This window comes from Blastococcus tunisiensis, from assembly GCF_900112815.1.
Classification (GTDB): Bacteria; Actinomycetota; Actinomycetes; order Mycobacteriales; family Geodermatophilaceae; genus Blastococcus_B; species Blastococcus_B tunisiensis.
The window spans coordinates 88,136-112,448 of the sequence record NZ_FOND01000010.1 but is presented as its reverse complement, the minus strand read 5'-3'; the positions used below and the strand labels follow the sequence as shown (position 1 = coordinate 112,448).

Genomic DNA, 24,313 nt, shown 5'->3' with positions numbered 1-24,313 from the left:
CGCCCCCCACCGAGGAGATGCGACATGCCCCCCACCGCCACACCTGGTAGCGGTGCGCCGGATCGGCTGATGCTGATCGACGGCAAGCTCTGCGCGAGCGCCGGCGGCGGATGGCTGACCGCCATCGACCCCAGCAACGAGGAGGTGCTCGGCCGGGTCCCGGAGGCGACGGCGGAGGACGTCGAGCAGGCGGTTCTCGCCGCCGACCGCGCCGCGCCGGCATGGGCGGCGACGCCGGCGCTGGAGCGGGCCCGCCTGGTGCGGGAACTCGCCCGCCGCGCGCTGGACCGGGCGGACGAGCTGCTCGAGCTGGAGGTCCGCGACACCGGGAACACCCGGCGCCGCATGGTCCGTGACGTCACCATGGCCACGGACCTGCTGGAGTACTTCGCCGGTCTGGCCCTGGAGATCAAGGGTGAGACCGTCCCGTCGTCGCCGACCGGGCTGCACTTCTCGGTGCGCGAGCCCTACGGGGTGGTGGGGCGCATCCTCGCCTTCAATCACCCGTTCTACTTCGCCGCCTCCCGGCTGGCCGCGCCGCTCGTCGCCGGCAACACCGTGGTGCTGAAGCCCTCGGAGGAGGCGCCGCTGTCGACGACCGTGCTGGCCGAGCTGTGCGCGGAGATCTTCCCGCCCGGAGTGGTCAACATCGTGACCGGCACGGGCATCGTCGCGGGGGCAGCGCTGGTCCGGCACCCTCGCGTCAAGCGGCTCACGTTCATCGGGTCGGTCCCGACCGGCCGGGCCATCCAGCGGCAGGCCGCGGAGTCCGCGGTCAAGCACGTCTCGCTGGAACTGGGCGGCAAGAACCCGATGATCGTGTTCCCCGACGCCGATCCCGAGAAGGTCGCCACGGCCGCGGTCGCCGGCATGAACTTCGGCCACCAGGGTCAGTCGTGCGGCTCGACCAGCCGGCTGCTCCTCCACGAGGACCTCTACGAGGACGTCCTGGCCCGGGTGGTCGAGAAGGTCTCGGCCCTGCGCCTGGGTGACCCCACGCGCGACGACACCGACATGGGCCCGCTCAACAACGCCCGGCACCTGCAGAACGTGATCGGCCACGTCGCGGCGGCGGAGGAGGACGGCGCTCGGCTGATGACGGGGGGGCGGCGCCCTGGCGGTGCGCAGTTCGAGCGTGGGTTCTGGCTCCAGCCCACTGTCTTCGCCGACGTGACCCCCGAGATGCGCCTGTTCCGGAGCGAGGTCTTCGGCCCGGTGCTGGCGGTCAGCCGGTGGTCCGACGTCGACGACTTGTTCGCCCTCGCGAACGGCGTCGACTATGGGTTGACCGCCTCCATCTGGACCAACGACCTGAACCGGGGCCTGGTGGCGGCGCGCGCCGTTCAGGCCGGATACGTCTGGATCAACGGGAACTCGACCCACTTCCCCGGTACCGGTTTCGGCGGCCGGAAGGAGAGCGGTACCGGGTCGGAGGAGGGGCTCGACGAGCTCCTCAGTTTCACGGAGGTCAAGACCATCAATGTCGCGCTCCCGGCCCAGCTCACCTGAACCGGCAGTCGGACGTGCAGGCCGGGGGCTCGATGCGGAGCGGGAAGGCGAATGCGGCGACTAGGATCATCAGATGCCTGAGACGGTGAGCAACGGCACCAAGGCCGGCCCGTCGTACCCGATTTCGTCGGTCGACAACGCGCTGCGCCTGGTGTTGATGCTGCGCGACCAGCCGCGACTGCGGTTGTCGGGGATCGCTGTGGCTCTGGACATCGCCCCCTCCACTGCTCACCGGCTGCTCGCGATGCTCGTCCACCACGGCTTCGTCCGGCAGGAGGACGGCATGGGCACCTACGTGGCCGGATCGGCGCTGCTGGACCTGGGGCTGGCGGCCGTGCGCAACCTCGACATCCGTACGTACGCCCGTCCGATCCTCTCCGATCTGGCCAGGAAGACCGACGAGACCGTGCACCTGGCGCAGCTGGAGGGGGGCAAGATCCGGTACCTGGCCGCAGCCGAGAGCGGCCAGCCGTTGCGGGTCGCCGACCGGACGGGTCAGCTCCTCCCTGCCCACCGGACGGCGACCGGCAAGGCGATCCTCGCCTCGTTCACCGCCCAGCAGCTCGACGAGATCTTCTCGCTGGACGGGTCGGGCAACGGAGAGGGGCTCACCTCGGCCGATCGTGCCGAGCTCGATGCCGAGCTGGCCGAGGTTCGGGAGCGCGGGTACGCGATCAACCACCGGGTGGCCGAGGACATCATCTCCGTGGCGGTGGTCGTCCGTGACCACCGCGGGGCCAGCATTGCCGCGATCAATGCCTCCGCGCCCTCCAGCCGGATGACGAAGAAGCGGCAGGTGGCGGTCGTCCGGGACCTGCACGCTGCCGCAGCCCAGCTCGAGGACCTGCTCAGTACCGTCGGCCGCGCCTGACGGGCTGCCGGGCCCCCGGCTCCCAGGCCCGCCCGCGGGACCGAGGATGCGTCGCGGGTCAGGCCTCCCGGCTGCGCGCGCGGGCCGGCGAGGTGCCCAGCAGGGCGTTGGCGACGGCGACGTCCCCGAGCCGGCGTTCGAAGCCCTCGGGGATGACCAGGTCGTCGCGGCTGAGCGCGGAGACGTCCGCGCGGCCGAGGCCGGTCATCGCCGAACCGAGCCCGTCGCGGAGCAGGTCGAGGACGTTCTCCACGCCGGCCTGGCCGTTGGCCCCGAGGCCCCACAGGTAGGCCCGGCCGATCATCACGGCCTTCGCTCCCAGGGCCAGGGCCTTGGCGACGTCGCCACCGCGGCGGATGCCGCCGTCCAGGAGCACGTCGACCTGGTCGCCCACGGCCGCGGCGACCGACGGCAGCGCGCGGATCGACGCAGGAGTGCCGTCCAGGTTGTTGCCGCCGTGGTTGGAGACCGAGATGGCCGTGACGCCGGCGTCGACGGCGCGCTTGGCGTCGTCGACCCGCATGACGCCCTTGAGCATGAACGGGCCGTCCCACTGCTCGCGCAGCCAGGCGACGTCCTCCCAGGTCGGCATCGGCGACTGCATCCACATCCCGTAGGCCCCGAAGAAGGTCGGCGCCGGGTCGCCGGGGTTCGCCACCATGTTCGGCACGGTGAGGTCGGGGATCTTCCCGGTCCTCGCGAAGTCGAGCAGCCAGCGGGGCTTGACCAGCACCTGCGGCGCGTACCGGCGGGCCGCCTCGAAGTCGATCTTCTCCGGGATGAAGGGGCTCCCCCAGTCGCGGCCGTAGGCGAACGACCAGTCGAGGGTGGCGATCATGCCCACGGCGCCGGCCCGCCTGGCGCGGTCCATGCGGGCCAGCATCTCCTCGCGCGTGCCGACCCAGTACATCTGGAAGAAGGTCTGCGGGTTGGCCGCGACGACCTCCTCGATCGGCTTGCTGGCGAACGAGGACAGCCCCATCGCCACCCCGCGGGCGGCCGCGGCGCGGGCGACGGCGACCTCGCCGTCGGGGTGCACGGCCTGCACGCCGGTCGGGCTGATCAGCACCGGCATCGACAGGGACTGGCCCATGACCGTGACGGCCGTGTTCCGCTCGTTGGCCAGACCGGCGGTGTGCGGGGCGAAGCCGAGCTCGGCGAAGGCGGCCAGGTTGTCCTCGACGGTCAGCCCGCGTTCGGAGCCGGCCACCAGCGCGCCGTACACGCCCTTGGGCAGCCGCTTCCTCGCCCGGCGCTGCGCCTCGGCGACGGATTCGAACCAGGTACTTGCCATCGTCAGACCTCCTCGGGAGCCCGTTCCGCGGGCTCGTGGCCGGCCCTCGACGGCCGGTGGCACTCAGTGCCATGCTAGTCCGGGCGGTGAGACGGCCGCCACATGGGCTGCGCCGGATCGCCGAGCGCGGCCATCGGGGGGTGGGTGCGGGTCAGCGGCGCAGGCCGGGGAACCCGGCCGCCATCTCGTCGAAGGCCTGGTGCAGGTACTGGGTCAGCGGGGTGCGCGCGTCGGTGAGCCAGGCCTCGAACGCCGTCGTGGCGGCGGCGCGGGTGGTCGCGGCCACCAGGCGCGGCACCAGTGCCGTAGGGGTGTCCCCCGTGCGTCGCGCGACGTACCGCGCGACGACCAGGTCCACCTCGGCGAAGCGCAGCTGGGAGTGCGCGAGCAGCGCCGGCTCGGCCAGGATCAGCTGCATGCGCTCGCGCAGCAGCGGCAGCTCGGCGTCCGGGTAGTCGTTGACCTCGACGTAGGCGGCGCACACCGTGGCGAGCACCGGCCCGGCGTCGCCCGTCGCGGTGAGCAACTGCTCCAGGCGTGCCACGTGGCCGGCGAAGTCCCCCCACACCGCGTCGGCCTTGGTGGCGAAGTAGCGGAAGAACGTGCGCCGGCTGATCCCCGCCGAATCGGCGACCTCGTCGCTCGTCACGTGCTCGAAGCCGCGGGAGGTGAACAGGTCCAGGGCCGCCCGCTCGGCCCGGCTCCGGGCGCCGTCCCGCGGCTGGGCAGCCACCGCCGTCTCGCTCACCGCCCCATCTTCGCCGGTCGGTGCCGCCCGCGGGGCCGGGCAGGGCGGTAGTCGCCCGCCGGTGTTGTCGGTGGCACCGGGTGCCATTACCGTGAACGGCATCTGTCCGTGACCCAGTTCACCAGGAGACGCCATGCCCGAGCCCGTCCAGGACGTCGAGAACGAGACCCCCGCAGTCGAGGAGACGGTGGTCGAGGAGTCGCTGGTGGAAGAGGTCTCCATCGACGGCATGTGCGGCGTCTACTGACCGACGGTCGGTGATGTCCCCCGCTGCGGCACCGCCCGCCGTGGAGTTCGACGCGTCGGCGCCCTGGCAGAAGGCCCGCTCGGTCGCGCTGCGGCCCGAGCCGTTCGGCGCGCTGGTCTACCACTTCGGCAACCGGAAGCTCTCCTTCCTGAAGTCGAGGACGCTGGTCGCGGTCGTGGAGTCGCTGGCCGACCACCCCACCGCGACGGCCACATTGGTGGCCTGTGGCGTGACCGAGGCCCAGCGGCCGGCCTACGTGAAGGCGCTCGCCGATCTCGCCCGTTCCCAGATGATCGAGAGAAGGACCGCATGACCGCCGTTCTGCCCGCCCGCAGCGATCGCCCGGTAGGCGGCCGGCTGGTCGACCAGTTCGAGTACGGGCTGGACGCCCCGATCTGCCTGACGTGGGAGCTCACCTACGCCTGCAACCTGGCGTGCGTGCACTGCCTGTCCTCCTCGGGGCGGCGGGACCCGCGCGAGCTGTCCACCGCCGAGGCCGAGGCGGTCATCGACGAGCTGCAGCGGATGCAGGTCTTCTACGTCAACGTCGGCGGTGGCGAACCCACGGTGCGCCCCGACTTCTGGCACCTGCTCGACTACGCCATCGGCCACGACGTCGGCGTCAAGTTCTCCACCAACGGCATCAAGCTCGACAAGGCTCGGGCGCAGCAGCTGGCCCGCACCGACTACGTCGACGTCCAGATCTCCCTGGACGGGGCCACGGCCGAGGTCAACGACGCCGTCCGTGGCACCGGCTCCTTCGCCACCGCCACGCGGGCCCTGGAGAACCTGGCCGAGGCCGGGATGAAGGACTTCAAGGTCTCCGTCGTCGTCACCCGGGAGAACGCCGGGCAGCTCGACGACTTCAAGGCGCTGACCGACCGCTACGGCGCGCAGCTGCGGATCACCCGCTTCCGCCCGTCGGGCCGCGGAGCCGACGTCTGGGACCGGCTGCACCCGACGCAGGCCCAGCAGCGGGAGCTGTACGCCTGGCTGCTGGCCAACGGTGACCAGGTGCTCACCGGTGACTCGTTCTTCCACCTCTCGGCGCTGGGGGAGTCCCTCCCGGGCCTCAACCTCTGCGGCGCCGGCCGGGTGGTCTGCCTGATCGACCCGGTCGGCGACGTCTACGCCTGCCCGTTCGCGATCCACGAGAACTTCCTGGCCGGCAACGTCCGCGACGAGGGCGGCTTCCAGCGGGTGTGGCAGTCCTCCGAGCTCTTCGCCGACCTGCGCAACCCGCAGACCGGCGGCGCGTGCACGAAGTGCGCGCACTTCGACGCCTGCCGGGGCGGCTGCATGGCGGCGAAGTTCTTCACCGGTCTCCCGCTGGACGGCCCCGACCCCGAGTGCGTCCAGGGGTACGGGGAGACGGCGCTGGCCGCCCGCGACCTCGACCTGGTCACCCCCCGCAGCTCCGTCGACCACTCGCACAAGGGCCCCGTCCGCGGCCAGCCCACGCTGCTCGGCATCCCGTCCATCCCGAGCAAGATCTGCGACGAGTCGCCGCTGGCCGGGCTCGACCTGCGCTGACCCACCCCGGAAGGGGGAGCACGCTTCAGCGGCGGGGCAGATCGGCCGATGGCCCGGGGGTGATCCTCCGCCTGTGCGACCGGCTGGCCGGACTGCTGCCCGAGGGTCGCCTGCTGCCCGAGGCCGTCTGGGAGCGGCGGCACCGCGCCATCGTCCGGCTCTGCCTGGTCTCCGCGGGTCTGCTGGTGCTCGTCGCGTGGCTGCAGGGGGGCGGTCAGCCGGCCGCCGTCGCCGTCCTCGCCGCCGTCGCAGGCCCGGTGGTCCCGGCCGTGGTCCCCCGGCTGGGCCGCAAAGCGCGCGCCGCCGCGACGACGGCGAGTCTCCTGGCCGCCTCCGTCGCCCTGGTGCACCTCTGGAGCGGCGTCACCGAGGCGCACTTCGTCTTCTTCGTGATCATCGGCGTCGTCTCGCTGTACCAGGACTGGATCCCGTACGGCATCGCCCTCGTCGTCGTGGTCGTCCACCACGGCGTCTTCGGCACCATGTACCCGCACGCGGTGTTCAGCCACGATGCCCGGCACGATCCCTGGGTCTGGGCCGGCATCCATGCCGCCTTCGTGCTCGCCGCCAGCATCGCCCACCTCGCCTCCTGGCGGCTGAACGAGGACCAGGTGCTCAGTGACCCGCTGACCGGCCTGGCCAACCGGACGCTGCTGGAGGAGATCACCCACCGCCTGCTGGCCCGGGGTGGGGCGGTGAGCCTCCTGTTCATCGACCTCGACGACTTCAAGGCGGTCAACGACAGCCGCGGGCACGCGTCCGGTGACGAGCTCCTGCTCGTGCTGGCCGAGCGGCTGCGGGGCTGCATCCGGCCGGGCGATGCCGTCGCGCGGGTCGGTGGCGACGAGTTCGCCATCGTGGTCGACGGTGGTGCCGAGGTCGCCCGCGCGGTGGGTGAGCGCGCGCTCGTGGCGCTGTCGCTCCCGGTCCCGCTCTCCGACGGGATGGTCACCGTGCACGGCAGCGTCGGCGTCGCCGTCTCCGCGGACTCCACCGACCGCACGGCCGGCGCGCTGCTGCGCAATGCCGACCTCGCCATGTACCTCGCCAAGGCCCAGGGCAAGAACCGCCTCGTCGTCTACGCCGACGGGATGGCCGAGGCCGCCCGCCGCCGGGCGGGGCTGGCGCAGGACCTCGAGAGCGCCGTCGACGCCGGCCAGCTGGAGGTCCACTACCAGCCGACCGTCCGCCTGACCGACGGCCGGACCACCGGCTTCGAGGCGCTGGTGCGCTGGAACCATCCCGAGCGCGGCCTGGTGCCGCCGGTCGAGTTCATCCCCCTGGCCGAGGAGACCGGGGCGATCACCGGCATCGGCCGGTGGGTGCTGCACGAGGCGCTGCGCCAGGGTGCGGCCTGGACGGCCGAGACCGGCGATCCGCTCCGCATGGCCGTGAACCTCTCCCCGCGCCAGTTCCAGGACGGCGACGTCACCGCCGACGTCGTGGCGGCGCTGGCGGAGACCGGCTTCCCCGCCGATCAGCTGACGCTCGAGGTCACCGAGGGAGTCCTCGTCCGCAACATGGACGCCGTGGTGGCGCAGCTGGGTTCGCTGCGCGCCCTGGGCATCCGGATCGCCATCGACGACTTCGGCACCGGCTTCTCGGGGTTGTCCTACCTGCGGCACCTGCCCGCGGACATCATCAAGATCGACCGGAGCTTCGTCACCGACCTGCCGCTGGGCCGTTCGGCGGTCACCCTCATCACCTCGATCGTCGAGCTCGCTCGCACACTGGGCCTCGACGTCGTGGCCGAGGGCGTGGAGACCGAGGGGCAGCGACGGGCGCTCGCCGACCTCGACTGCGGCTCGGCGCAGGGCTACCTGTTCGCCAGGCCGGAGCCGGCCGCCCGCGCGGGGGCTCACCTCGTCGGGGCGCGGATCCCGGCTCAGGCTCACGCGCCGGCGATCGAGCGACTGCAGGGCAGCCCGATCGCCTGACACCCGAGGGCACCGGCTAGGGCAGGTCGACCTTCTCGTTCTCCCCGGCGTCGATCCGCTCGCCGGTGACCTTCGCCTTCACGAAGCTGAACGCCGTGGAGAGCCGGCCGCCGGGTGCGTCCCAGTACTCGGCGGAGTCGGCGTGCACCTTGATCAGCACCACGCTGCCGTCGTCCGGCCCCTGCGGGAACCACGCCTCGACGGCGCCGTTCCACAGCTCCCGCTTCTTCGCCGCGTCCTCCACCACCTCGGCGTCGCCGGTGAGCGAGACCCAGGAGCCGCCCGAGCCGACCCCGACGTTCACCTGCGGCGAGGCGAGGACGTGCTCGACCGGGTGCGAGCCCCGCTCGGCGAAGAACCACAGGTCGCCGTCGAACTCGACCTCCTGCAGCGTCATGGGGCGGCTGGTCAGCGTGCCGTCCCGGCGGATCGTGGTGAGGAAGCCGAAGCGCTCACCCTTCAGCAGTTCGGCCACCTTGCACGTCTGGTCGTCGCTCATGGGGTGTGCAGTGCCCACGTCCGGTCTGCCGACACCCGTTCAGCCCGGAGGCACGTACCGGGCCCGGAGGCCGTCGATCAGCAACCCCAGGCCGAACCCGAAGGCGGCGGTGTCCGTGTCGCCGAGGCGCTCGTCGATCGCGGCCAGGAGCAGCGGTTTGTCGGCGAGCACCTGGGCCCGGAAGGCGTTCGCCCGCTCGTCACCGGCATCCGGGAGCGGCTGGATCGACGCCCGCTCGGCCTCGGCCTGCCACTCCGTGGCGCTGCCGATGACGTAGGCGCCGATGGTGAAGAGGGTCTGCTGCGCCTCGCCCGGTGTCATGCCGGCGTCGACGAGGACCCGCAGGACGCCTTCGATGTGGGCGAAGGACTCCGGGCTGGGCCGGTTGCCGGCCAGCACCCGCGGGGCGTCGCGGGTGGACACCACGGCGTCGAACATCCGCTCGGCGACGTCCCGCAGCCATTCCCACCACGGCTGCCCGGGCTCCGGCCCGGCGTAGGCGCCGCCGGTCCGGCGCACGAGCTCCTCCGCCATGAGGTCCATCAGCTGGCGCTTGTTGTCGACGTGCCAGTACAGCGTGGGTCCGGACACCCCGAGCACCTTCGCGATCCGCCGGAACGAGACGGCCTCGAGCCCGCCCTCCGCGAGCAGCCCGAGGGCGGCGTCCACCACGGAGTCGCGGGACACCGGCGCCCGCTCGGTGGCATTCTCGGGAAACACGCTTGACACCCTAACGGTGTTAGAGGACATTGTCCCGCGTGTCTAACACCGTTAGAGGGGCGGCGATCGAGGTCGCCGCGCTCACCAAGACGTACAAGTCCGGCGATCACCAGGTCGAGGCGGTCAAGGGCATCGACCTGCGCGTGGAGGCCGGGCAGACCTACGGTTTCCTCGGGCCCAATGGAGCGGGCAAGTCGACGACCATCGAGATGCTCTGCACCATCCGCAACCCCACGTCCGGCTCGGCCCGGGTCGCGGGCTACGACGTCGTCACCCAGCGGGACCAGGTGCGTCGCCGCATCGGCCTGGTCTTCCAGCAGCAGACCCTGGACCTGCAGCTGACCGCCGAGCAGAACCTGCGGTTCCACGCCGACCTCTACGGGCTGGGCCGGGCCGACGCCGAGCGCCGGATCGCCGAGGTACTGGAGATGGTGGCGCTGGCCGACCGCCGCTCGGACGTCGTCATGAAGTTCTCCGGTGGCATGAAGCGCCGCCTGGAGATCGCCCGCGGCCTGGTGCACGCCCCGCAGGTGCTGTTCCTCGACGAGCCCACGATCGGGCTGGACCCGCAGACCCGCGCGGCGATCTGGGACTACCTGCACGACCTCCGCCAGCGCACCGAGATCACCGTCTTCGTCACCACGCACTACATGGACGAGGCCGAGCACTGCGACCGGATCGCGATCATGGACCACGGCGAGATCGCGGTGGAGGACACTCCCGAGGCGCTGAAGTCCAGCATCGGCACCGACCGGATCGCCCTGCGCACCGACGACGACGAGCTCGCCATCGCCCGCATCCGCGAGCGGCTCGGCGTCGAGGCGGGGGTCCACGAGGGGCAGGTGACGATCGCGGTCCCCGAGGGTGCCCAGGTCGTCCCACGGCTGTTCACCGAGCTGGGCGTGCACATCCACTCCGTGACCGTCACCCGGCCCAGCCTGGACGACGTCTTCATGACCTACACCGGCCGCACCATCCGTGACTCCGAGGGGCCCCAGGGCTCCGTGAACCCGTTCGCCGGGAGGCGATGACATGGCGTCCCGCGACACCACGGCCCGCCCCGACGCCGCAGGGCCGGTCGACCTGCTGCCCGAGGTCCGCAGCGACATGTCCCACCAGTTGCGGGCCGCCTGGGTGGTCACCCGGAGGGAGCTGCTGCGCCTCCGGCAGGACAAGGCCCGCATGGTGACCATGCTGCTGCAGCCGGTGCTGTTCATCTTCGTGATGGGCACGGGGCTGGGCAGCATCGTCGACACCGGCGGCGACGTCAGCTTCCGGACGTTCCTCTACCCCGGCGTGCTCGCGACGTCGGTGCTGTTCACGGCCGCATTCGCCGGCATCTCGCTGGTATGGGACCGGGAGTTCGGCTTCCTGCGCGAGATGATGGTGGCGCCGATCTCCCGCGCCTCGATCATCTGGGGCAAGTGCTTCGGCGGCGCCATCGTGGCCACGGTGCAGAGCCTGGTGCTGCTGGCCCTGCTCGGCACCGTCGGCATCCCGTACGCGCCGGGGCTGATCCTCGCGCTGATCGGCTGCCTGTTCCTCGGGGCGCTGCTGCTGACCGCCCTGGGCGTGCTGCTGTCGACGCGGATCAAGACGATCCAGGCGGCGATGCCGGTCAGCCAGCTGCTGATCATGCCGATGATGTTCCTGTCGGGGTCGTTGTTCCCGATCGCGAACCTTCCCGACTGGCTCAGCGTGCTCACCCGGCTCAACCCGCTGACCTACGTCGTCCAGCCGATGCGGCACTTCACCCTCGACCACCTGTCGCTGACCGCGGTCGAGCAGGAGCGGCTGCTGCCGCACCTGACCTGGTTCGGCTGGGCGGTGCCCGTGGGGGTGCAGCTGCTCGCGGTCGCGGTGATCACCCTCGGCCTGATCTCGCTGGCAGCTCGGGTGTTCCGGACCACCGAGTGAGGCGCCCTGAAGGTGGGCAGGGAGTCCGGCCCCTCGCCGGAGCCCGGTGGCCGGAGCTGCCCGACGCGCCGCTGCTCGTCGTCCCGCTGGGGGCGGTGGAACAGCACGGCCACCACCTGCCGCTGGGCACGGACACGTCGGTCGCCTGCGCCGTCGCGGAGGGGGCCGTCGGATCGCTGGACGACGCGCTCCTGGCGCCCGCCCTGGCCTACGGGGCGAGCGGTGAGCACGAGGGCTTCCCCGGAACGATCTCCATCGGCACCGCGGCGCTCACCGGCCTGCTCGTCGAGTACGGCCGGTCCGCCGGGCGCTGGGCCGGCCGGGTGCTGATCGTGAACGGGCACGGCGGGAACCTCGACGCGCTCCGGGCCGCCGTCCCGCTGCTGCGCTCCGAGGGCCGGGACGTCGCCTGGTTCCCCTGCGGGGTGCGGGGCGGGGACGCCCACGCCGGGCGCACCGAGACGTCACTGATGTTGCACGTGGAACCTGCTGAGGTGCGGGAGGAGCGCGCGGTGGCGGGGGAGACGGCGCCGATCGGCGACCTGCTCCCGCGACTGCGGGCGGAGGGAGTTCGCGGGGTCAGCCCGACCGGCGTGCTGGGCGACCCCGCCGGCGCCTCCGCCGAGGAGGGGGCGGCGCTGCTGGCGGAGCTGGCCGACCGCCTCGTCGCGGCGGCCCGCGCCTGGTCGGTGGACCCCACCGGCCGCCTGACCTGAGGACCGGTGCGGCGGGTCAGTCGCCCAGTGCGGCGGCGAACTCCGGGACGGCGTTGTCGATCGCGTAGAGGATCCCCGGGGCCGTGCCGCTGGAGAACGCGTTCAGCAGGTCCGAGTCCTCGAGGACGACGGCGTTGCCCTGCTGCACCGAGCCCAGCGTCGTCCAGAGGGGGCTCGAGGTGATCTCGGCGGCGTCCACGAAGATCGGGAAGACGACGGTGAGCGGGGCGTCGAGCAGGTTGAGCTGCTCGTCGCTGACCTCGACGAAGAAGTTCTCGCCGGCCAGGTCCTGGATCTCCGGCTTGTTGACGAAGCCGAGGGACTCCATGAAGTCCACCCGGGCGTCGCCGCGGACGTAGGCGCCCCACCCCTCGGCGGTGTAGGCCCCGACGGCGACCTCGGTGCCCTCGAACTCCGGGTGCTCCTCGCGGGCGGTGGCGAAGGCCTCCTCGACCTCCGCGGCCAACTCCTCGGCCCGGTCGGTGCGGCCCAGCGCCTGGCCGACCACGTCCAGCTGCTGCTCCCAGCCGATCTGGTACGGGTCGACGCCCTCCGGCTGGCTGATCGTGGGGGCGATCCGGCTCAGCGCCTCGTGCCGGTCCTCGTCGCCGGGGCCCTTGGTGTCGAGGATGAGGTCGGGCTCCAGCGCGGCGATCGCCTCGTAGCTGGGCTCGAGGGTCTCGATGAGCTCGGGCGCCTCGTCGTACTCGCCCTCGAGCCACGGGCCCACGCCCTCGCCGCCGAAGGCCAGCCAGTCGCTGGCGCCGACCGGCTGGACGCCGAGTGCCAGGGCGGTCTCGGCGTCGCCCCAGCCGAGCGCCACGACGCGCGCCGGTTCCTCCTCGACGGTCACGTCGCCGAACGCGGTGCCGACGGTGACGGGGAAGGCGCCCGAGGACCCGGTGGACCCGCCGCCGCCCGCGGCGCCGGTGCCGCCGTCGCTGTCGTCCGAGCCGCACCCGGCGACGAGGAGGGCGGTGGCGGCCAGCAGGGCGGCGCCGCGGAGCGTGGGACGGGTGGGCATGGGAACTCCTCCGGACGAACAGGTAAGGCTGACCTAACCACACTCCGGCGGGTGGTCACCGGTCGGGGCGGGGTCGGCGGTGGAGCGAGCTCCAGCCGTCCCGGCGGAGGCGGTCGGCGCCGTCCAGGAGCAGGTCGAGGGCGAACTCGAACTCGAACTGCTCGTCGCACCCCTGGCCCACGCGGGACAGGTCACCCCCTGTCGCGGCGGTCGCGATGGCCAGGATGTGCGGGTACCGCTCGGCGAACTCCCGCGCCATCGCCTGCTGCGCCTCGACCGTCGGAGGATCGGCGCCGCGGTCGGGATCGGGCGCCTCCGCGAACAGTTCCGGGGTGAATCCCCAGATCCGGTTGCCGAGCGCGTGCATGAGGTGGTGGGTGAGGTCGGGGGAGAACCCGCCGGCGATGAACGTGCCCGCCACGGCGTCCATGTAGCCCAGCACGGTGGGCGAGCGGTGGGTGCGGGACTCGATCGCCTGCCGTGCCCACGGGTGTCGCAGCACGGCCCGCCGGGCCGAGAGGACGCGGGAACGGACGGCGCCCCGCCAGTCCAGGGCGGGATCCGGCGGCTCGAACTCGCCGATGACCAGGTCGACCATCCCGTCGATCACCTGCTCCTTGCCGCTCACGTGCTTGTAGAGCGCCATCGGGACGACCCCGAGCTCCTGGGCGAGCCCGCGCATGCTGACCGCGTCGATGCCCGAGGCGTCGGCCAGCGCCACCGCGCTGCGGAGCACCCGATCGCGGCTCAGCGGGGTACGACGCCCCTCCGGGCCACTGTCCGCCATCCACCCTCCTTGACAGGTGTACACCGTACACCTACCGTCCGCGGCGATGAGGTGTACGCCGTACACCCGCGACGACGATCGGAGACCTGCGATGATCGACTCCAGGCGCACGGCGACGGTGACCGGGGTGTTCTTCCTGGTCGCGGCGTTCCCCGCGATGGCCGCACTGGCGCTCTACCAGCCGGTGCTCGGCGACGGGTCCTACGTGCTCGGGACGGGCTCGGACGCAGGCATCCGGCTCGGCGCCTTCCTCGAGATCCTCGTGGCCGTCTCCGTCGCCGGTACTGCCATCACCCTGTACCCGGTCCTCCGTCACCGGCACTCCGGCTTCGCCCTGGGGTACGTCTGCGGGCGGCTGCTGGAGGCCACGCTCATCGTCATCGGCATCCTCGCCCTGCTGGCGGTCCTCACCCTGCGCGACGGCGTGGCCGGCGCCGACGACGGCGCGCTGGTCGCCACCGGCCGGGCGCTGGTGGCCCTGCACGACTGGACGTTCCTGTTCGGCCCGAACGTCGCGCTCGGGGTGAACACGGTCCTCCTGGCCTGGCTCCTGCTCCGCTCCGGGCTCGTCCCCCGCTGGATCCCCGCGCTCGGCCTCGTCGCCGGACCGCTCATCTTCGTCTCGGCGACCGCGGTGCTCGCCGGGCTCTACGACCAGGTGTCCCTGCCCGGCACGCTCGCCGCGCTCCCGGTGTTCGCGTGGGAGATGTCCCTGGCGGTGTACCTCGTGGCCCGTGGTTTCCGGGGCGCCGTCCCGGCCTCGACCCCCGCGGTCGAGCGGGGAGCGCCGGTCCCGGCCTGAGACCATCGGCCCGTGACGCCGTCCGCTCCCGAGGGGAGGCTGCCCGACGGGTTCGTGGTGCGGCTCGACGAGCGGACCCGCGCGAGGGACGGCGGTGCGGCGCTGCTCGGGGGCTCGCCGCTGCGCCTGGTCCGGCTGGCCCCGCGTGCCCGGACGCTGCTCGTCGACGGCCGGCTGGTGGTGCGGGACGCGACGACCGCGGCCCTCGCCGCCCGGCTGCTGGACGCCGGCCTGGCCCGTCCCGAGCTGCCCGCACGGGCCGCGGACGACGTCACGGTCGTCGTCCCGGTCAGGGACCGGCCCGCGGCGCTGCGCCGGCTGCTGGCGGCGCTGCGCGCCGATCCGGGGACGGCGGGCCTGCCGGTGGTCGTGGTGGACGACGGCTCGGCCGTCCCGGTCCGCGCGCCCGGGGCGCAGGTGCTCCGCCATCCCGCCGCGCGCGGTCCCGCGGCCGCCCGGAACGCGGGCCTGGCCGCGGCGGCCACGCCGTTCGTCGCCTTCCTCGACTCCGACGTCGTCCCGCGTCCCGGCTGGCTGGCCCGGCTCCGGCCGCACCTGGCGGACCCGCGGCTGGCCGCCGTCGCCCCGCGGATCGTGCCGCTGGAGGGGGGCGCGGGCTGGTTCGCCGGCTACGAGGCTGCCGTCGGTGCCCTCGACATGGGCCCGCGGGCGGCCGCGGTGCGGCCCGGGTCGGCGGTCTCCTACGTGCCCAGCGCCGCGCTGCTCGTCCGACGGGGTGCCCTGGGGTCCGGCTTCGACGAGACGATGCGGGTCGCGGAGGACGTCGACCTGGTCTGGCGGCTGAACGCAGCCGGGTGGCGGGTCCGCTACGAGCCCGCGGCTGCGGTGGCCCACGAGCACCCGGCGACCACGGCCGGGTGGCTGCGCCGGCGGGCGTTCTACGGCACCGGCGCCGCCCTGCTCGCCGCCCGCCACGGCAGCGCGGTCGCACCGGTCGTCATCGCCCCGGAGACGGCGCTGGCCTGGGCGCTCGTGCTGTCGGGACGGCGGTGGTGCCGGATCGCCGCGCTGGGGATCCTCGGGATCTCCACCGCCCGACTCGCCCCCCGGCTCGCCGCGCCGGGGGAGCGCCCGCCGGTGGGGTTCGCCGCCCTTCTCGTCGCCCGGGGCGCGGGCGCGTCCGGACGGGCGCTGGCCCGCTCGGGAACCCGGCACCACTGGCCCGTGGCGCTGGTCGCGGCGGTGCTGTCCCGGCGGGCCCGGCGGTGGGTGCTCGCGACGGCCGTGGCCGACGCCGCGGCGGCGTGGTGGCCGCACCGCGGGCGGGGAGGACCGGTCCGTTTCGGCCTCGCCCGCCGGCTGGACGACCTCGCCTACGGCGCCGGCCTCTGGTGGGGCGCCCTCCGGGCCGGCAGCCCGGCGGCGCTCCTGCCCGCGCGTCCACCGGGGAACGTGCGGATGAACACTCCGCCGGTTGCCGCCGCGGCGGAATGAGGCCGGAACGGGAGCACTTGTCCTCCTCGTACTGCGGCACGGCCAGCGTCGGTCACCGCGTCGTCCAGCTCGAACGAGGGACCCGTGACCACACTCCAGCACCGCCCCGTCGCCGCGCCCGCCGCGCCGCCCGCCCCGCCGCCCGCCGTCCCCCGACCGGGCACGGCCCGGACGGCGCTGGTGCTCGGCGGGTTCGTCGCCATCGGCCCGCTCACCATCGACATGTACCTGCCGGCGCTGCCGACCATCACCGGTGAGCTGGAGACGACGTCGGCGGCGGTGCAGCTCACGCTGACCGGCACGCTGGTCGGCCTGGCCCTGGGACAGCTCGTGCTCGGCCCGCTGTCGGACCGGTACGGCCGGCGCCGGCCGCTGCTGGCCGGCACCGCGCTGCACGTGCTCGCGTCGCTCCTGGTGGTCGTCGCCCCGAACCTGGCCGTCCTCGGCGGCCTGCGCGTCCTGCAGGGCGTCGGGACGGCGGCCGGCGCGGTGATCGCCATCGCCATCGTCCGCGACCTCTACGACGGGCGGGCCGCGGCGACGATGCTCTCCCGGCTGTTCCTCGTCCTCGGCGCCGCGCCGGTGCTCGCGCCCACCCTCGGCGGGGAGCTGCTGCGCTTCACCTCGTGGCGGGGGATCTTCGCCGTCCTGGCCGTGTACGGCGTGCTGATGATCGTGGTCGGCTACCGCGTCCTCCCGGAGACGCTGCCCCCTGAGCGACGGCAGGGCAGCGGGGTCGTGGGCACCCTGCGGGGCTACCGCAGCCTCTTCCGCGACCGCACCTACGTCGGCCTGGTGCTGGTGGCCGGCCTGACGATGGCCGGGCTGTTCAGCTACGTCTCGGGGTCCGCCTTCGTCTACCAGGGCCAGTTCGGCCTCGACGAGCAGCAGTTCGGCCTCCTCTTCGGCGCGGGGGCCGTCTGGCTGATCGCGGCCACCCAGCTCAACCCCGTGCTGCTCCGCCGCTGGTCGCCGCAGCAGCTGCTGGTGGCCGGCACCGTGCTCGGCGCCGCGGCCGGTGCCGCGCTCGTGGTCCTCGCCGGCACGGGGACCGGGGGGCTCCCCGCCGTCGCCGGTTCCCTGTGGGCGGTGCTCTTCGCCTGCGGTCTGGCCCTGCCCAACGCGCCGGCGCTCGCCCTCTCCCGGCACGGCGACGCCGCCGGTACCGCCGCGGCCCTGCTGGGGGCCATCCAGTTCGGTGTGGGTGCCGTCGTCTCGCCGGTGGTGGGGCTGCTCGGCAACGACGCGGTGGCCATCGGCGTCGTCGTCGTCTCGGCGCTGGGCCTGGCCATCGGCGTGCTCGTCGTCGTGGTGCGCCCGTGGCAGCTGCCGGAGCCCGGCGCCGACGACCTGGCCGTTCCCCCGCACTGAGGCCGTCGCACCCGGAGGTCCTCGCCGATCGCTGGTACTGGTGGAATCCGCCCGGACCAGCCACGATGGGCGTGACATGAGCCACCGTCCGCGGAGCCTCCGATGCCCACGGCTGTGAATCCGTGGCTGGCGCTCCCGGCGGGGCGGCCGGGCCCGGACCACATCCGCCGGTTGCGTGCTGCCCACGAACGCCTGATCACCGGCTGCGGGCTGCCCGACGACACCGTCCGGTCGGTGATCGTGGACTCCTGGCGGCGGTCGCTCGGGAGCGGGGTCGATCCCGACGGAGTTGCGCCGCCGGTCGAGCTGGTGGACGACGAGCTGCTGACCTACCGCGCGGCCCATCCGCTCGCGCCGGTGATGCCGGTGATCCGCCGCCTGCTGGTCGAGGACGCCGAGGACGACCGGATGATCGTCGCGGTCACCGACGCGTCCGGGCGCATGCTCTGGGTCGAGGGGGACCACCGGCTGCGCAGCCGCGCTGCCGGCATCCACTTCGTCGAAGGTGCCCGCTGGGGCGAGGACATCGCGGGTACCAATGCCATGGGGACGGCGCTCGCCGTCGACCACTCCGTGCAGATCTACGGCAGCGAGCACTACCGGCGCACAGCCCAGCCGTGGAGCTGCTCGGCGGCGCCCGTGCACGATCCGGTCACGGGCACGCTGCTCGGCTCGATCGACGTGACCGGCGGTGACCACGTGGCCAGCCCGCACATGCTCACGCTGGTGCGGGCGACGGTCGCGGCAGTGGAGTCCGAGCTGCGCTGGCAGCACCGGGAACAGCTGCAGCGGCGCGCGAGCCACCGTCCGCCGCCGCTCCAGCAGCGGCCGGCCCCGCGGCTGGAGGTGCTCGGCCGGGAGCGGGCCCGGCTCACCCTGCCGGCCGGCCCGGTGGAGCTCTCGCTGCGGCACTCCGAGCTGCTGCTCCTGCTGGCCGAGGCCGCTGTCGCGGGGGAGGGGCGGACGGCGGTGCAGCTGGCCGCCGAGTGCCATCCCGGCGAGGCGGCGGAGGTCACCGTGCGCGCGGAACTCTCCCGGCTGCGCCGCCTGGTGGGGGGCGACCTCGTGGCCTCTCGCCCCTACCGGCTGCTCGGGCGGCTGGACACCGACCTCGACCGGGTCCGCCGGCTGCTGGCGCGGGGCGCCGTCGGCGAGGCGCTGGAGCGCTATCCCGGTGCGGTGCTGCCCGGCTCCCGCGCGCCGGGGGTCGCCGTGGCCCGCGAGCGGGTGGCCGCGCTGCTCCGCCAGGCGGTCCTGCGCAGCCGCCGCCCCGAACTGCTCCTGCGCTACGCCCGGCTGCCCGAGGCTCACGACGACGTGCTGGTCTGGCAGGCCTGCCTGGAGTGCCTGCCGGCCGGTTCCGCGCGCCGGGCCGCCGCGGCCGAGCATCTGATGCGTCTGCGGCGAGGCCACCGGTCCCGCTGACCCGGACTCGCCGGGCACGGGAATGCCGGCCACCGGCGGGCACTTGGCAGTCCGAGTGAGTGCAGCGCCCCCCTCCGTGCCCTCCTCCGTCGATGCCCCGTCCCCGAGCACGGTCCGGACCGTGGTCGCGATCGTCGCGCTCGCGCTCGGTGGGTTCGCGATCGGCACCACCGAGTTCGTGACCATGGGCCTGCTGCCCGACATCGCCGACGGCGTGGGTGTGGACATCCCCACGGCCGGCCACGTCATCTCCGCCTACGCCGTCGGCGTCGTCATCGGTGCCCCGGTGATCGCGGCGCTGAGTGCCCGCCTCCCGCGGCGCGCCCTGCTGGTCGGGCTGATGGGGGCGTTCCTGGTGGGCAACGTGCTCACCGCCCTGGCGCCCGGCTACCGGACGCTGCTGGTCGCCCGCCTGCTGGCCGGGCTGCCGCACGGCGCTTACTTCGGCGTCGCCTCGCTGGTGGCCGCCTCCCTGGTCGCCCCGCGGCTCCGGGGGCGCGCGGTCAGCTCGGTGATGCTCGGCCTGTCCGTCGCGCTGGTCGCCGGCGTCCCGGCCGCGACCTGGCTGGGCCAGGCGGCCGGCTGGCGGACGGCGTACTGGCTGGTGGTCGTCCTGGCGGCGGCCACCGTGGCCGCCGTACTCGCCGTCGTCCCCTCGCAGCCGGGCCGGCCCGAGGCCACGGTCCGCGGTGAGCTGGGCGCGCTGCGCCGCCCGCAGGTGCTGCTGACCCTGGGGATCGGCGTGGTCGGCTTCGGCGGCCTGTTCGCGCTCTACAGCTACATCGCCCCGGTCGTCACCGACGTCGCCGGGCTCTCCCGCGGCACGCTGCCGGTGGTGCTGCTCGTCTACGGCATCGGCGGGGTCATCGGGACGGCGCTCGCCGGGCGGCTGGGCGACTGGTCGCTGTTCCGCTCGGTGGCCGGCTCCCTCGTCGCGCTGATGGCGCTGCTCGCCGCGACGGCGCTGGCGGCGCCGTGGGCCCCCGGTCTGGTGGCCGGGGTCTTCCTCGTGTCGGTGAGCGGCTCGACGCTGGCGATCCTGCTGCAGTTGCGGCTGATGGAGACCGCGGGGGAGGCCCAGATGCTGGGGGCCGCGCTGAACCACTCGGCGCTCAACCTGGCCAACGCCCTCGGCGCCTGGTTCGGCGGGCTGGTCATCGCCGCGGGCCTCGGCTACCGCGCGCCCAGCGCGGTCGGGGCCGGGCTCGCCGCGGCCGGCCTGCTGCCGCTCGCGGTCTCGGCGGTTCTGCGGCACCGCGCCGGGGAGGCCGCCGCCCGCACGGCGGCGTTCGGCGCGGCGGCGATCCAGCGCGTCCCTGCGGCCTGACCTGCAACCACCGTGCAACGTTGCCCGCTGAGTGCCGGGCCGGGTCGGCGACCCGGATCGGCCCGGAATCCCGGGCATTCCTGACTCCATGGTCCAAACGGGACGGTCCGGACCCAACGAATGGCGGAGCAGGTCTGGCTAAGTGGCCGCTCCGTTGACAGACTCCGCTCTGACACTCCGGCAGTGACCGGTGCCACACCTCAGAGCGGAGGGGCAGTGACCCAGATTTCTGTGCGGGTCGACGGCGCGGACTACAGCGACGACGTCGAACCGCGGACGCTTCTCGTCCACTACCTGCGGGAGCAGCTCGGAAAGGTCGGCACCGTCGTCGGCTGCGACACCAGCAACTGCGGCGCCTGCACCGTCCACCTCGACGGTGAGGCCGTGAAGAGCTGCACCGTCTTCGCCGTCCAGGCCGACGGCAGCGAGGTCACCACGATCGAGGGCATCTCGTCGAACGGCACCCTGCACCCGATGCAGAAGGCCTTCCACGAGATGCACGGGCTGCAGTGCGGGTTCTGCACCCCCGGGATGATCATGGCCTCGATCGACCTGGTGAACGACAACCCCGACCCGAGCGAGGACGAGGTCCGCGAGGGGATCGAGGGCAACCTCTGCCGGTGCACCGGCTACCAGAACATCGTCCGCGCGGTGCAGCAGGCCGCCGGTGAGATGCACGGCCGGACCGATGCCGCCGACACCCTCGGAGCGCAGTCATGACCCTCGTCGAGGAGCCGACCACCGCTGACGCACCGCAGAAGGAGATCGGCAAGGCGCGTCGCCGCAAGGAGGACGCCCGGCTGATCACCGGCAAGACCACCTGGACCGACAACATGGTCCTGCCCGGAATGCTGCACCTCGCGGTCGTCCGTAGCCCCGTGGCCCACGCGAAGATCACCAACGTCGACGTCAGCGCCGCACAGCAGTCGCCGAACGTCATCGCCGTCTTCACCGGGCAGGACTTCAAGGACGAGCAGGGCTCGATCCCGTGCGCCTGGCCGGTGACCCCCGACATGGTCAATCCCGGCCACCCGTCGGTCGCCGTTGACGAGGTCAACCACGTCGGCGAGGCGGTCGCGGTGATCGTGGCCCGGAGCAAGACCGCGGCGCAGGACGCCGTCGAGCTCGTCGACGTCGACTACGACCTCCTGCCCGTCGTCCTGGACATGGAGGAGGCGACGGCCCAGAACCCCTCGCTGTGCCACGACCACCTGGAGTCGAACGAGAGCTTCAACTTCGTCTTCGACGCCGGTGAGGCCGGCACGGGGGCCGACACCGAGCAGGCCTTCGCCGACGCCGAGGTCGTCGTCAGCCGCCGGTTCGTCCAGCAGCGGCTGATCCCCGCGTTCATGGAACCGAGGTCGGTGGTCGTCCAGCCGCAGGGCGACAACTACACCCTGTGGTCGTCCACCCAGATCCCGCACATCCTGCGCGTCATGCTGGCGATGGTCACCGGCGTCCCGGAGCACAAGCTGCGCGTCATCGCCCCCGACGTGGGCGGCGGCTTCGGCGGAAAGCTCCAGGTGACGCCCGAGGAGGTGCTCTGCCTGCTGGTGGCCCGCCGGCTGGGCAAGCCGGTCAAGTGGACCGAGACCCGCAGCGAGTCGCTGATGTCGGCGCACCACGGTCGCGACCAGATCCAGTACATCGACATCGCGGCCGACCGCGAGGGCAACCTCAAGGGCCTGCGCTGCCGGATCCTCTCCGACATGGGTGCCTACCTGCGGCTGGTCAGCCCGGGTGTCCCGGTGCTCGGCGCCTTCATGTACGTCGGCATCTACAAGTTCCCGGCCTACCGGTTCGACTGCCGGGGCATCTTCACCAACAAGGTGCCCACCGACGCCTACCGCGGCGCCGGACGGCCGGAGGCGACGTTCGCCATCGAGCGGATCATGGACGAGCTCGCCGTCGAGCTCGGGATGGATCCGCTGGAGCTGCGCCGCAAGAACTGGATCAACGCCGAGGAGTTCCCCTTCACCACGGCCGCGGGGCTCGAGTACGACAGCGGCGACTACGAGCAGGCCACCCAGCAGGCGCTGGAGCTGCTCGGCTACGACGAGCTGCGCGCCGAGCAGCAGCGGCGGCGGGAGTCCGGCGACCCCGTCCAGCTGGGCATCGGCATCTCCACGTTCACCGAGATGTGCGGCCTGGCCCCGTCGCGGGTGCTGGGCTCGCTCTCCTACGGCGCCGGCGGCTGGGAGAACGCCTCGATCCGGATGCTGCCCACGGGCAAGGTCGAGGTGGTCACCGGGAGCACCCCACACGGTCAGGGTCACGAGACGGCGTGGAGCCAGCTGGTCGCCGACTCCCTCGGGGTCCCGTTCGAGGACGTCGAGGTCCTGCACGGTGACACCGCCATCTCCACGCGCGGCATGGACACCTACGGCTCGCGCTCGCTGGTCGTCGGTGGCGCCGCCGTGATGAAGGCCGCGGACAAGGTCCTCGCCAAGGCGCGCCGGGTGGCCGCACACCTGCTGGAGGCCAACGAGGACGACCTCGACTTCGCCAACGGCAGCTTCTCGGTGCGGGGGACGCCGGGCACGGGCCTGTCCATCCAGGAGATCGCGCTGGCCACGTTCGCCGCGCACAACTTCCCGGAGGGCATGGAGCCGTCGATCGACGGTGAGGCGACGTTCGACCCGGTGAACTTCTCCTACCCGCACGGCACGCACCTGTGCGCGATGGAGGTCGACACCGAGACGGGCATGGTCACGATCCGCAAGTACGCGTCGGTGGACGACATCGGCGTGGTCGTGAACCCGCTGATCGTGGAGGGGCAGATGCACGGCGGCCTGGCCCAGGGCATCGCGCAGGCCCTCTACGAGGAGGCGGTCTACGACGCCGACGGCAACCTGACCACCGGCACCTTCGTCGACTACCTGGTTCCGTCGGCGGCCGACCTGCCGCACTTCGACACCGGCAACACCGTGCACGCGGCGCCGGGCAACCCCATCGGCGCCAAGGGCGTCGGCGAGGCCGGCTGCATCGCGTCCACCCCCGCCGTGGTCAACGCCGCACTGGACGCCGTCCGGCACCTGGGGGTGTCCGACATCCTCATGCCACTGACGCCGGAACGGGTGTGGCGCGCCATCCACCAGGGCGGGGACGGCGGCGGCCGCGCCACCGCCGGGACGAACGCCTACGGCGGGGCGCAGACCGAGACCACCGCCGGTGTCGCCACCGACGCTTCCTCGCTGGGAGGGGACCGATGATTCCCGCGCCGTTCGCGTACGCCCGCCCGTCCACGATCGACGAGGCGCTGCAGGCGGTGGCCACCGGCGGGGAGGACGTGAAGATCCTCGCCGGCGGGCAGTCGCTGATCCCGGTCATGCGGCTGCGGCTGGCCGCACCGGAGACGGTCGTCGACCTGACGAAGGTCGCCGAGCTGCGGGGCGTCCGGGAGGAGGGGGACGCCATCGTCGTCGGCGCCATGACGACGCACTCCGACGTCCTCTCCGACCCGCTCATCGCGCGGTACGCGCCGCTGATCGCCGAGGCGACCGAGACGGTCGCCGACCGGCAGGTGCGCCACCGCGGCACCTTCGGCGGGGCCCTGGCGCACGCCGACCCCGCCGGTGACCTGCCGGCGGTGGCCCTGGCCCTGGACGCCGAGTTCGTCATCGCCGGGCTGTCCGGTCGCCGCACCGTTCCCGCCGCGGAGTTCTTCGTCGACTACCTCACCACCGCGCTGGAGGAGGGGGAGCTGCTCGTCGAGATCCGCGTCCCCAAGCGCGAGGGCTGGGCCATGCACTACGAGAAGTTCAACCGGGTGGCCCAGGCGTGGTCGATCGTGGCGGTCGCCGCGGCCGTGCGGATGGAGGGCGGCCGGATCGCGGAGGCGCGCATCGGGCTGACCAACATGGGCCCGACGCCCCTGCGCGCGTCGGCGGTCGAGGCGGCGCTGGCCGGTGCCGACGCCACCGCGGAGGCCATCGCCGCAGCGGCCGAGCACGCCGGTGAGGGCACCAGCCCGAGCAGCGACCTCAACGCGCAGGCCGACTACCGCCAACACCTCGCGACGGTGCTCACGCGCCGTGCGGTATCGGCGGCCTGTGGGCTGTAGCGTCCCCATCGCCGGTCCGTAACCGTCCGTACCGGCCGGCCCGCCCTCCCCGGGTGGGCCGGCCGAGC

The 24,313-nt window shown here is 73.3% G+C and carries 23 protein-coding genes; 17 read left to right on the top strand and 6 right to left on the bottom strand.

Translation table 11 applies throughout. From position 1 onward, the window contains the following. Positions 1–24: 24 nt before the first annotated feature. Both BM142_RS14005 and BM142_RS14000 read left to right on the top strand, forming a co-directional pair. Positions 25–1,509: an aldehyde dehydrogenase family protein gene (locus BM142_RS14005; protein WP_092199819.1), complete on the top strand. Its 1,485-nt coding sequence runs from the start codon at positions 25–27 to the stop codon at positions 1,507–1,509. Between the two features lie 73 nt (positions 1,510–1,582). Beyond that, on the top strand, positions 1,583–2,380 hold the full coding sequence (locus BM142_RS14000; protein ID WP_092199816.1) for an IclR family transcriptional regulator: 798 nt from the start codon (positions 1,583–1,585) through the stop codon (positions 2,378–2,380). A gap of 58 nt (positions 2,381–2,438) precedes the next feature. On the opposite strand, the gene mftD is transcribed toward BM142_RS14000, so the two are convergent. Then, a complete protein-coding gene (gene mftD, locus BM142_RS13995; RefSeq protein ID WP_092199813.1) occupies positions 2,439–3,674 on the bottom strand; it encodes a pre-mycofactocin synthase MftD in 1,236 nt (411 codons plus the stop codon). A gap of 151 nt (positions 3,675–3,825) precedes the next feature. Beyond that, positions 3,826–4,422, bottom strand: coding sequence for an acyl-CoA-like ligand-binding transcription factor (locus tag BM142_RS13990; RefSeq protein ID WP_254790931.1), 597 nt, complete (start codon positions 4,420–4,422; stop codon positions 3,826–3,828). 133 nt (positions 4,423–4,555) lie between these two features. Here BM142_RS13990 and mftA point away from each other — a divergent pair, with 133 nt between their 5' ends. The 4 genes from mftA to BM142_RS13970 are packed head-to-tail and all read left to right on the top strand — an operon-like array spanning position 4,556 to position 8,139. Beyond that, positions 4,556–4,669, top strand: coding sequence for a mycofactocin precursor MftA (gene mftA / locus BM142_RS13985; RefSeq protein WP_092199807.1), 114 nt, complete (start codon positions 4,556–4,558; stop codon positions 4,667–4,669). A 13-nt stretch (positions 4,670–4,682) separates the two neighbouring features. Further along, the gene (mftB, locus tag BM142_RS13980; protein ID WP_092200042.1) at positions 4,683–4,982 is read left to right on the top strand and encodes a mycofactocin biosynthesis chaperone MftB; all 300 of its coding nucleotides are present in this window, start codon (positions 4,683–4,685) and stop codon (positions 4,980–4,982) included. Beyond that, complete coding sequence (gene mftC / locus BM142_RS13975) at positions 4,979–6,202, top strand: mycofactocin radical SAM maturase (protein ID WP_092199804.1); 1,224 nt, start codon at positions 4,979–4,981, stop codon at positions 6,200–6,202. The genes mftB and mftC overlap by 4 nt, the downstream gene beginning before the upstream one ends. 59 nt (positions 6,203–6,261) lie before the next feature. Continuing rightward, positions 6,262–8,139 carry a putative bifunctional diguanylate cyclase/phosphodiesterase gene (locus tag BM142_RS13970; protein ID WP_092199801.1) on the top strand — a complete coding sequence of 626 codons (1,878 nt, stop codon included), beginning with the start codon at positions 6,262–6,264 and terminating at the stop codon, positions 8,137–8,139. Between the two features lie 16 nt (positions 8,140–8,155). Here BM142_RS13970 and BM142_RS13965 read toward each other — a convergent pair whose 3' ends face one another. Then, positions 8,156–8,638: a pyridoxamine 5'-phosphate oxidase family protein gene (locus BM142_RS13965; RefSeq protein ID WP_092199798.1), complete on the bottom strand. Its 483-nt coding sequence runs from the start codon at positions 8,636–8,638 to the stop codon at positions 8,156–8,158. Between the two features lie 39 nt (positions 8,639–8,677). After that, on the bottom strand, positions 8,678–9,358 hold the full coding sequence (locus BM142_RS13960) for a TetR/AcrR family transcriptional regulator C-terminal domain-containing protein (RefSeq protein ID WP_175527269.1): 681 nt from the start codon (positions 9,356–9,358) through the stop codon (positions 8,678–8,680). Positions 9,359–9,396: 38 nt separating this feature from the next. Here BM142_RS13960 and BM142_RS13955 point away from each other — a divergent pair, with 38 nt between their 5' ends. The 3 genes from BM142_RS13955 to mftE are packed head-to-tail and all read left to right on the top strand — an operon-like array spanning position 9,397 to position 11,991. Continuing rightward, positions 9,397–10,389, top strand: a complete 993-nt coding sequence (locus tag BM142_RS13955) for an ATP-binding cassette domain-containing protein (RefSeq protein ID WP_092199793.1) — start codon at positions 9,397–9,399, stop codon at positions 10,387–10,389. A 1-nt stretch (position 10,390) separates the two neighbouring features. Then, entirely contained in the window at positions 10,391–11,275 is an 885-nt protein-coding gene (locus BM142_RS13950; protein WP_217640717.1) for an ABC transporter permease, read from the top strand. Beyond that, entirely contained in the window at positions 11,272–11,991 is a 720-nt protein-coding gene (mftE, locus tag BM142_RS13945) for a mycofactocin biosynthesis peptidyl-dipeptidase MftE (RefSeq protein WP_092199790.1), read from the top strand. Before BM142_RS13950 ends, mftE begins: the two co-directional genes overlap by 4 nt. 16 nt (positions 11,992–12,007) lie before the next feature. Here the strand turns inward: mftE and BM142_RS13940 are convergent, their stop codons facing one another. Together BM142_RS13940 and BM142_RS13935 are read right to left on the bottom strand one after the other, a co-directional pair. Then, complete coding sequence (locus BM142_RS13940; RefSeq protein WP_092199786.1) at positions 12,008–13,015, bottom strand: iron-siderophore ABC transporter substrate-binding protein; 1,008 nt, start codon at positions 13,013–13,015, stop codon at positions 12,008–12,010. A 55-nt stretch (positions 13,016–13,070) separates the two neighbouring features. Next, positions 13,071–13,802, bottom strand: a complete 732-nt coding sequence (locus tag BM142_RS13935; protein ID WP_092199783.1) for a TetR/AcrR family transcriptional regulator — start codon at positions 13,800–13,802, stop codon at positions 13,071–13,073. 91 nt (positions 13,803–13,893) lie between these two features. On the opposite strand from BM142_RS13935, the gene BM142_RS13930 reads away from it, so the two are divergent. From BM142_RS13930 to BM142_RS13895, 8 genes are all read left to right on the top strand, one after another. Next, complete coding sequence (locus tag BM142_RS13930) at positions 13,894–14,604, top strand: DUF4386 domain-containing protein (RefSeq protein WP_092199780.1); 711 nt, start codon at positions 13,894–13,896, stop codon at positions 14,602–14,604. 12 nt (positions 14,605–14,616) lie between these two features. Then, positions 14,617–16,059 carry a mycofactocin biosynthesis glycosyltransferase MftF gene (mftF, locus tag BM142_RS13925; RefSeq protein WP_092199778.1) on the top strand — a complete coding sequence of 481 codons (1,443 nt, stop codon included), beginning with the start codon at positions 14,617–14,619 and terminating at the stop codon, positions 16,057–16,059. An 84-nt stretch (positions 16,060–16,143) separates the two neighbouring features. Continuing rightward, positions 16,144–17,430: a multidrug effflux MFS transporter gene (locus BM142_RS13920; RefSeq protein WP_092199775.1), complete on the top strand. Its 1,287-nt coding sequence runs from the start codon at positions 16,144–16,146 to the stop codon at positions 17,428–17,430. Positions 17,431–17,532: 102 nt separating this feature from the next. Beyond that, entirely contained in the window at positions 17,533–18,855 is a 1,323-nt protein-coding gene (locus tag BM142_RS13915) for a GAF domain-containing protein (protein ID WP_092199772.1), read from the top strand. A gap of 121 nt (positions 18,856–18,976) precedes the next feature. Beyond that, positions 18,977–20,182, top strand: a complete 1,206-nt coding sequence (locus tag BM142_RS13910) for an MFS transporter (protein WP_254790929.1) — start codon at positions 18,977–18,979, stop codon at positions 20,180–20,182. Positions 20,183–20,398: 216 nt separating this feature from the next. Then, a complete protein-coding gene (locus tag BM142_RS13905) occupies positions 20,399–20,902 on the top strand; it encodes a (2Fe-2S)-binding protein (protein WP_254790927.1) in 504 nt (167 codons plus the stop codon). Next, positions 20,899–23,394: a xanthine dehydrogenase family protein molybdopterin-binding subunit gene (locus tag BM142_RS13900; RefSeq protein WP_092199763.1), complete on the top strand. Its 2,496-nt coding sequence runs from the start codon at positions 20,899–20,901 to the stop codon at positions 23,392–23,394. The genes BM142_RS13905 and BM142_RS13900 overlap by 4 nt, the downstream gene beginning before the upstream one ends. Beyond that, positions 23,391–24,245, top strand: a complete 855-nt coding sequence (locus BM142_RS13895) for an FAD binding domain-containing protein (protein WP_092199760.1) — start codon at positions 23,391–23,393, stop codon at positions 24,243–24,245. The genes BM142_RS13900 and BM142_RS13895 overlap by 4 nt, the downstream gene beginning before the upstream one ends. Positions 24,246–24,313: the final 68 nt, after the last annotated feature.